This window comes from Actinomadura harenae, assembly GCF_003696215.1.
Classification (GTDB): Bacteria; Actinomycetota; Actinomycetes; order Streptosporangiales; family Streptosporangiaceae; genus Spirillospora; species Spirillospora harenae.
Map to the genome: position 1 here is coordinate 21,001 of NZ_RFFG01000102.1, position 7,086 is coordinate 28,086.

General features: G+C 73.4%; 8 protein-coding genes. 5 read left to right on the forward strand and 3 right to left on the reverse strand.

Features of this window, described 5'->3' with window-relative positions:
• Window positions 1-31: 31 nt before the first annotated feature.
• From EBO15_RS35290 to EBO15_RS35310, 5 genes are all read left to right on the forward strand, one after another.
• Window positions 32-1,096 carry a PucR family transcriptional regulator gene (locus EBO15_RS35290; RefSeq protein ID WP_122198815.1) on the forward strand — a complete coding sequence of 355 codons (1,065 nt, stop codon included), beginning with the start codon at window positions 32-34 and terminating at the stop codon, window positions 1,094-1,096.
• A 5-nt stretch (window positions 1,097-1,101) separates the two neighbouring features.
• Complete coding sequence (locus EBO15_RS35295; RefSeq protein ID WP_233616650.1) at window positions 1,102-2,361, forward strand: cytochrome P450; 1,260 nt, start codon at window positions 1,102-1,104, stop codon at window positions 2,359-2,361.
• Between the two features lie 106 nt (window positions 2,362-2,467).
• A complete protein-coding gene (locus EBO15_RS35300) occupies window positions 2,468-3,337 on the forward strand; it encodes a GNAT family N-acetyltransferase (RefSeq protein WP_233616651.1) in 870 nt (289 codons plus the stop codon).
• A gap of 10 nt (window positions 3,338-3,347) precedes the next feature.
• A complete protein-coding gene (gene menC, locus EBO15_RS35305) occupies window positions 3,348-4,451 on the forward strand; it encodes an o-succinylbenzoate synthase (RefSeq protein WP_122198817.1) in 1,104 nt (367 codons plus the stop codon).
• A 3-nt stretch (window positions 4,452-4,454) separates the two neighbouring features.
• A complete protein-coding gene (locus EBO15_RS35310) occupies window positions 4,455-5,015 on the forward strand; it encodes a carboxymuconolactone decarboxylase family protein (RefSeq protein WP_122198818.1) in 561 nt (186 codons plus the stop codon).
• A gap of 19 nt (window positions 5,016-5,034) precedes the next feature.
• Here EBO15_RS35310 and EBO15_RS35315 read toward each other — a convergent pair whose 3' ends face one another.
• The 3 genes from EBO15_RS35315 to EBO15_RS35325 all read right to left on the reverse strand — a co-directional run.
• Entirely contained in the window at window positions 5,035-6,078 is a 1,044-nt protein-coding gene (locus tag EBO15_RS35315) for a cobalamin-independent methionine synthase II family protein (RefSeq protein WP_122198819.1), read from the reverse strand.
• Between the two features lie 131 nt (window positions 6,079-6,209).
• Complete coding sequence (locus EBO15_RS35320) at window positions 6,210-6,833, reverse strand: SRPBCC domain-containing protein (protein ID WP_122198820.1); 624 nt, start codon at window positions 6,831-6,833, stop codon at window positions 6,210-6,212.
• 32 nt (window positions 6,834-6,865) lie between these two features.
• A partial coding sequence (locus EBO15_RS35325) for a hypothetical protein (RefSeq protein WP_147481802.1) occupies window positions 6,866-7,086 on the reverse strand: 221 nt, incomplete at its 5' end.

Consider the following 7,086-nt stretch of genomic DNA (forward strand, 5'->3'; position numbering starts at 1 on the left):
GGACGCGCCGCCCGGCGCGTACGCTCGGACCATGGAGGCTTTGGCGGAGCGCCTGTCGCACCTGGGGCACCATGCCGAGGGCGCGATCCGCGTCGTGATGTTCTACGACACGCTGATGCGCCGGCGCGTCGACCTCCCCGCCCTCGCCCGCGCCTCGGCGGGCCTGGCCGAGTGCGTCACCGGGATCCGGCTGCACGGCACCGGCCGGACGATCCGCATGTCGCCCGCCGGCACCCCGGCGTCCGGCACCGCGCCGCCCGGCACCCAGGCGTCCGGTAGCGTGCCGCCCGCGTCCGGCCGCGTCGCGGTCACCCTGGACGACGAGGAGATCGGCGCCGTCTGGCTGGAACGCGCCGGGCCGCCCGGCCCGTTCGACGAACTGGTCCTCGAACGGCTCGCCCTCGCCGTCGCGGCGGTCGTCGAACGGTACGGCCCCGCCCACACCACGATGGCCGACCCGGCCCTGGTCGAACTGGTCATCAGCGCGGACGCCGACGAGGCGGCCCGCGCGCGGGCGCTGCGCCTGCTCGGCTTCGCCGCCGGCCTGCCCGTGCGCGTCGTCGCCGTCCGGACGCCGGTGCCGCTCGACCGGGTCGGCGCGCTCGTCTGCCCGAACCGTCCGGTGAAGGCGGCCTCGCTCGCGGACGTGGGCGTCCTGCTCGCCACCACCGTGGACACCGCCCGCCTCCCCGGGGACGTCCGCGCGGGGATCGGCGCCGCGGACGGCCCCGACACGTCCTGGAGGCAGGCCCGCGCCGCCCTGCGCTTCACCACCGCGAGAAGGCCGGTCGTCCACCACGACGAGCTCGGCGCGCTGGCGCTGCTCGCCCAGATCTCCCCGGACGCCGCGCGCGGCAACCCCGATGTCACCGCGATGGCCCGCCTCGCCGGGAACCCCGACGACCTGGACACCCTCGACGCCTACTGCGCCACGGGCTCGGTCCGCCGCGCCGCCGAGTCCCTGCACCTCCACCACAGCAGCGTCGCCCGCCGCCTGGAGCAGATCGCGAGGACGCTGGACATCGAACTCACCCACCCCACGGGCCTGACCCGCGCGACCCTCGCCCTCACCACCTGGCGCCTCCTCTCCGAATGACGTCCATGACCACCGGCGAAGCGGGCCGGACCTTCGCCGACCCGGCCGCCCACGCCGACGAGTCGCGCTTCAACGACCCCGGATCCCGCTTCCACGCGGCCGCCGCGCTCCTGCGCCGGGACGACCCGGTGCACTGGGTGGAGGCCGACGGATACGCGCCGTTCTGGGCGGTCACCAGGCACGCCGACGTCCTCGAGGTCGAACGGCGCGACGACGTCTTCCGCAACGCGCCGCGCCTCGTGCTCGGCCCGGCCGAGTACGACGCGATGCGCGCCGGGGGCGGCGGGAACCGCACGATCGCGCACATGGACGCGCCGGAGCACCGCGCCGCCCGCGCGATCGGCGCCTCCTGGTTCACCCCCAGGGCCATGCGCGCGCTCGAGACGCGGGTCCGCGACCTCGCGCGCCGCCACGTGGACCGGATGGCCGGCCTCGGCGGCGAGTGCGACCTGGTCGAGCAGGTCGCCGTCCGGTTCCCCCTCCACGTGATCCTCTCCCTGCTCGGGCTGCCCGAGTCCGAGTTCGACCGGATGCTCACGCTCACCCGCGAGCTCTTCGGCGCCGACGACGCCGAGCGCGGCCGGGGCACGAGCGCGGAGCGGCGGCGGGCCGTCCGGCAGGACCTGTTCGCCTTCTTCGCCGACCTCACGCGGGACCGCCGCGAGCGTCCGACCGGCGATCTCGCCTCGGCCATCGCGAACGCCCGCGTGAACGGCGCGCCCCTGGACGACCGGGAGACCGCGTCCTACTACGTGATCATCGCGACGGCCGGGCACGACACGACGTCCGCGACCATCGCCGGCGGCGTCCACGCGCTCCTTCGGCATCCCGACCAGCTCCGGCGGCTCCGGGACGATCCCGGGCTCATGCCGTCCGCGGTGGAGGAGATGGTCCGCTGGGTGTCGCCCGTCCGGGGCTTCCTGCGCACCGCGGCCGAGGACACCGAGCTCCGCGGCCGCACCGTCCGCGCGGGCGAGGCCGTCCTCCTCTCCTACCCGAGCGCCGACCGCGACGAGGACGTCTTCACCGATCCGTTCCGGTTCGACGTCGGACGCGCCCCCAACCGCCACCTCGGGTTCGGCTCCGGCGTCCACTACTGCCTGGGCGCGGCCCTCGCGCGCCTGGAGATCCGGGCGTTCTTCGAGGAACTGCTGCCCCGGCTCAGGAGGATCGACCTGGCCGGGGAGCCCGCCGGCGTCGCGACCACGTTCGTCGGCGGACTCAAGCGCCTCCCGGTCCGCTACGACCTCGGCCGGGGGCGCTGAGGGCGCCGAGGGCGCGCGAACTTGGCCGATGTTTTGTCCTGCGGCAGGCGTGAGCACCCGCGACGGCGGCATAGCGTCGAGGTGATCGCTTTCTGGGAGGACGGACGTGCCGGCTGATCACGAGGAGCACCCGAACGGACCGGTCGTGCGCGAACTGCACGAGCTGGAGGAGTTCGACGCCGTGGTGCGGCTGGTCGACGAGATCTGGGGCGTCAACGCGGACGGCGACCCGGTCTCGGCGGAGATGATGCGCGCCCTGTCCCACGCGGGCAACTACGTCGCCGGCGCCTACCAGGACGGACGGCTCGTCGGGGCGTCCGTCGCGTTCTTCGCCGCCCCCGTCGGCACGTCCCTGCACTCGCACCTGACCGGCGTCTCCGGCATCGGACGCGGCGTCGGGCTGGCCCTCAAGCTGCACCAGCGCGACTGGGCCCTCGCCCGCGGCCTGACCCGCGTCACCTGGACCTACGACCCGCTGATCCGCCGCAACGCCTACTTCAACCTGGTCAAGCTCGGCGCCCGGCCGGTGGAGTACCTGCCGTCCTTCTACGGCGCGATGGACGACGCGATCAACGGCGGCGACGACAGCGACCGCGTCCTCGCCGCCTGGGACATCGCCGACCCGACCCCCGGCCCCGGGCCCGTCCCTGGGCCCGTGGCGTCCGGCCGTCCCGGCGCCTACGCCCTCCGCGACCGCGACGGCCGCCCCGAGATCGTGGACACCGGCGCCGAGACGGTCCTGGTCGAAGTGCCCGCCGACGTCGAGACGCTGCGCCGCACCGACCCGGCCGCCGCGCGCGCCTGGCGGCTGGCCCTCCGCGAGGTCCTCGGCGGCCTGCTCGCGGACGGCGCCCGCGTCACCGGCTTCCACGACCGCGCCGCCTACGTCGTCGACCGCGCCCCGGCGCCCCGCGCCGCCACCCCACCATCGTCCGCCGCCGAACCGTCGTCCGCCGGGAGGCGGACCCGTCCGTGAGGAGCCGCCCATGAAGATCGACGGGATCGAGCTGCGCCGGATCGCGATGCCGCTGGTCGCGCCGTTCCGCACGTCCTTCGGAACCGAGACCGCCCGTGACGTGCTGCTCGTCCGCGTCGTCACGCCCGACGCCGAGGGCTGGGGCGAGTGCGTCGCCATGGACGCCCCGCTCTACAGCTCCGAGTACGCCGACGGTGCCGCCGACGTGCTGCGCCGCTTCCTCATCCCCGCCCTCCCCAAGGGCGACGTGGACGCCTACGCCGTCGAGCGCGCCCTGGAGCCGTTCAAGGGGCACCGCATGGCGAAGGCCGCGCTCCAGACCGCCGTGCTGGACGCCGAGCTCCGCGTGGCCGGACGGTCCCTCGCCGCCTACCTCGGCGCGTCCCGCGACCGGGTGCCCTGCGGCGTGTCGGTCGGGATCATGGACTCGATCCCCGAACTGCTCGACGCCGTCGGCGGCTACCTCGCCGAGGGCTACGTCCGGATCAAGCTGAAGATCGAGCCCGGCTGGGACGTCGCGCCGGTGCGGGCCGTCCGCGAGCGGTTCGGCGACGACCTGCTGCTCCAGGTGGACGCCAACGCCGCCTACACCCTCGTCGACGCTCCTCGGCTGGCGAGGCTCGACGCGTTCGACCTGCTGCTGATCGAGCAGCCCCTCGCCGACGACGACATGGTCCAGCACGCCGAGCTCGCCCGCCGCCTGCGCACCCCGGTCTGCCTGGACGAGTCGATCGAGTCCGCCGCGCACGCCGCCGCCGCGCTCACCCTCGGCGCCGCGTCCATCGTCAACATCAAGCCCGGACGCGTCGGCGGCTACCTGGAGGCCAAGCGCATCCACGACCTGTGCCGCGCGCACGGCGTCGCGGTCTGGTGCGGCGGGATGCTGGAGACCGGAATCGGCCGCGCCGCCAACATCGCCCTCGCCGCCCTGCCCGGCTTCACGCTCCCGGGCGACACCTCCGCGTCCCGCCGCTACTTCGCCGAGGACGTCACCGAGCCGTTCGTCCTGGACGACGGGCACCTGACCGTACCGTCCGGACCGGGTATCGGCATCGAACCCGACCAGGATCGGCTTCGGGCCTTCACCACGGCGTCCGAGTGGATCAGTATCTGAGGCATGCCGCATATCCATCTGGACAACGACCTGCCCGGGATCGTCGGACTGTTCCTCTACCGCCCCGAGACCGCCCGGCCGATGAGCGAACTGGCGGAGGTGCTGCTGCGCGGGCCCGGAACGCTCGAACGCGGTGAACGCGAGCTGATCGCCGCCTACGTGTCGGGGCTCAACGAGTGCGCGTTCTGCGCGGGATCGCACTCGGCCTTCGCCGCCGCGCAGCTGGACGGCGGGGCCGACCTCGTCGACCGGACCCGCCGAGACCCCGCCACCGCGCCCGTGTCCGACAAGCTCAAGACGCTGCTCGCGATCGCCGGATCGGTCTGGGAGGGCGGACGCCACGTCCGCCCCGAGCAGATCGACGCGGCGCGCGACCACGGTGCCACGGACCTCGAGATCCATGACACCGTGCTGATCGCCGCGGCGTTCTGCATGTTCAACCGCTACGTGGACGGCCTGGCCGCTCTCACGCCCACCGATCCGGCCGCCTACACCGCGATGGCCGACGCGATCGTCAACCTCGGCTACATGCACATCTTCCCGGAGCCGGATCTGCAGAGCTGAGCACCGGTTCGGCCGAGCGTCAGAGCCCGAGTTCGGCGGCCGCCATGGCGGTGCCCTCGACCCGGGCCCTGATCTTGGCGAACGCGGTGTCGCGGGAGGTGGACGTGTCGTCGGCGAACGGGGAGAACCCGCAGTCGTCGCACGTCCCGAGCCGGTCGGCGGGCAGGTGGCGGGCCGCCGCCAGCACCCGGTCGCGGACCTGGTCGGGCGTCTCCACGACGGGGTCGATCGGGTCGGTCACCCCGATGAAGACGCGCGCGTCCGGGGGCAGCTCGGACGCGATGACGCTCAGCGTCCGGTCCTGGTCGGGCTCGCTGGCGAGCTGGACGTAGAAGTTCCCGGCCTTGAGCTGGAACAACCTGGGCAGCAGCCCGGCATAGTCGACGTCCAGGCTGTGCGTGGAGTCCTGGTCTCCGCCGGGGCAGGTGTGCACGCCGATCCGGGCGCGCTCCTCGGCGGAGAACCGCTCCAGGACGCGGTTGTTGAGTGCGACGAAGTCGTCCAGCAGGCCGCCGCTGGGGTCGAGCTTGAGGGACAGCCGTCCCTCGGTGAAGTCGAGCTGGACGACGTGCGCGCCCGCGTCGAGGCAGCCGCGGATGTCGGCCTCGGCCTCGTCGACCAGGTCGTTCAGGAACTGCTCGCGCGGATACCCGGCGATGCCGTCGGCCGGGTACAGCAGGCTGAGGGCGGACGGGGCGATGACGGCCTGCTTGACCGGGACCGTCGCGGTGCGCTGCGCGGCCCGCAGGTACTCCGACGCCTTCCGCTGGTACTGGAACGGGCCGCCGGTCAGCCGCGGCAGCTGCCGGGTGTGGCCGTCCGCGAACGGGATGACGGCGCCGTCGGGCGCCAGAGCGGCGAGCCCGGCGACCGGGTAGGTCGCGAAGCTCGGCTTGGACTGCTCGCCGTCGGTGACGACCGGCGAGCCGATCTCCTCGAGCCGGCGGATCGTGTCGGTGACGGCGCCGTCCTGCGCGGCCGTCGTGTCGCCCCCGGCGGCCAGCGCGGCCAGGAGCTCGGAGGGACGGGGGATGCTGCCGATAGGTTCGGTAGGGATGCCCATGCCCGCGACCCTAGATCACGCTCCATGAGCGGTCAATCACTTGTCGTGACAGGGATCCGGCGGATCTCCGGCGCGCCGGACCCCGGTGGCCGGGCCGTTCCGGACGGCCCGGCCACCGGGGGAGCGGACGGTCAGGGGACCAGCTCCACGTAGTGCTTCTGGAGGGCCTTGCGGTCCTCCTCGGTCCACTCGGGGACCTCCTCGCCGCGCAGCCGCACGGCGATCATGTCGAGCAGGTGGTGCCAGCCGGCGCCGTTGCGCGCCAGGACCATCACCGGGTCGATGTCCTGCCCCTGCGCCGCGGCCCGGACCTCGCCGAGGTCCATGGTGTGCGTGAGGGTGATCGTCGAGCCGCCGCCCGCCTCGTCCACCTTCCAGATCACCACGGCGCTCGGGTTCATCTCGTTGAAGTAGGTGTGCTCCAGCCGACGCGGCGGCTCCACCTCGATGACCCGGTCCTCGACCCGCATCTGGGCGCCCTTGGGACTGGAGTGGACCATGATGATCTTCCCGTCGGGACGCAGGTCGAACGCCTCGACGTCGACCCCCATCCACTGGGAGATCTCGGAGGGGGTCGTGATGACGCGCCAGGTGTCGCCGACCGGGTGGTCGTACCGCCGTTCGTAGCGGAAGAGGGCCCGGTCGCCGTCGCGCTCGATGGTGCCGTCGTCGGTCATGTGCTCCTGCTCCTTGGCGTCGAGATGGAAGGGCGGCGCGTCCGGCCGGATGGTGCGAGCACAACGGAAGGCGCTCACTCTGTGTAATGTTCCATGCACGGCATATGGTGTCAAGGTCGCGCGCCGACACCCCGGAACGTCAGCCGGGCCTCGTCGCCGGTGCCCTCCGCGCCGACGATGACGACCTGCCCGTTCGCCAACTCTCCGTAGAGGATCTTTTCGGAGAGGTTGTCCTCGATCTCGCGTTGGATGGTGCGGCGCAGGGGCCGGGCGCCCAGGACGGGGTCGTAGCCGCGTTCGGCGAGCAGGTTCTTGGCGGCGGGCTGGAGCT

What these genes read in the sequence shown, in the direction of transcription:
- EBO15_RS35290 (WP_122198815.1), top strand. Translation starts at nt 32, where the DNA reads ATGGAGGCTTTGGCGGAGCGCCTGTCGCACCTGGGGCACCATGCCGAG.
- EBO15_RS35295 (WP_233616650.1), top strand. Translation starts at nt 1,102, where the DNA reads ATGACCACCGGCGAAGCGGGCCGGACCTTCGCCGACCCGGCCGCCCAC.
- menC (WP_122198817.1), top strand. Translation starts at nt 3,348, where the DNA reads ATGAAGATCGACGGGATCGAGCTGCGCCGGATCGCGATGCCGCTGGTC.
- EBO15_RS35310 (WP_122198818.1), top strand. Translation starts at nt 4,455, where the DNA reads ATGCCGCATATCCATCTGGACAACGACCTGCCCGGGATCGTCGGACTG.
- EBO15_RS35315 (WP_122198819.1), bottom strand. Translation starts at nt 6,078, where the DNA reads ATGGGCATCCCTACCGAACCTATCGGCAGCATCCCCCGTCCCTCCGAG.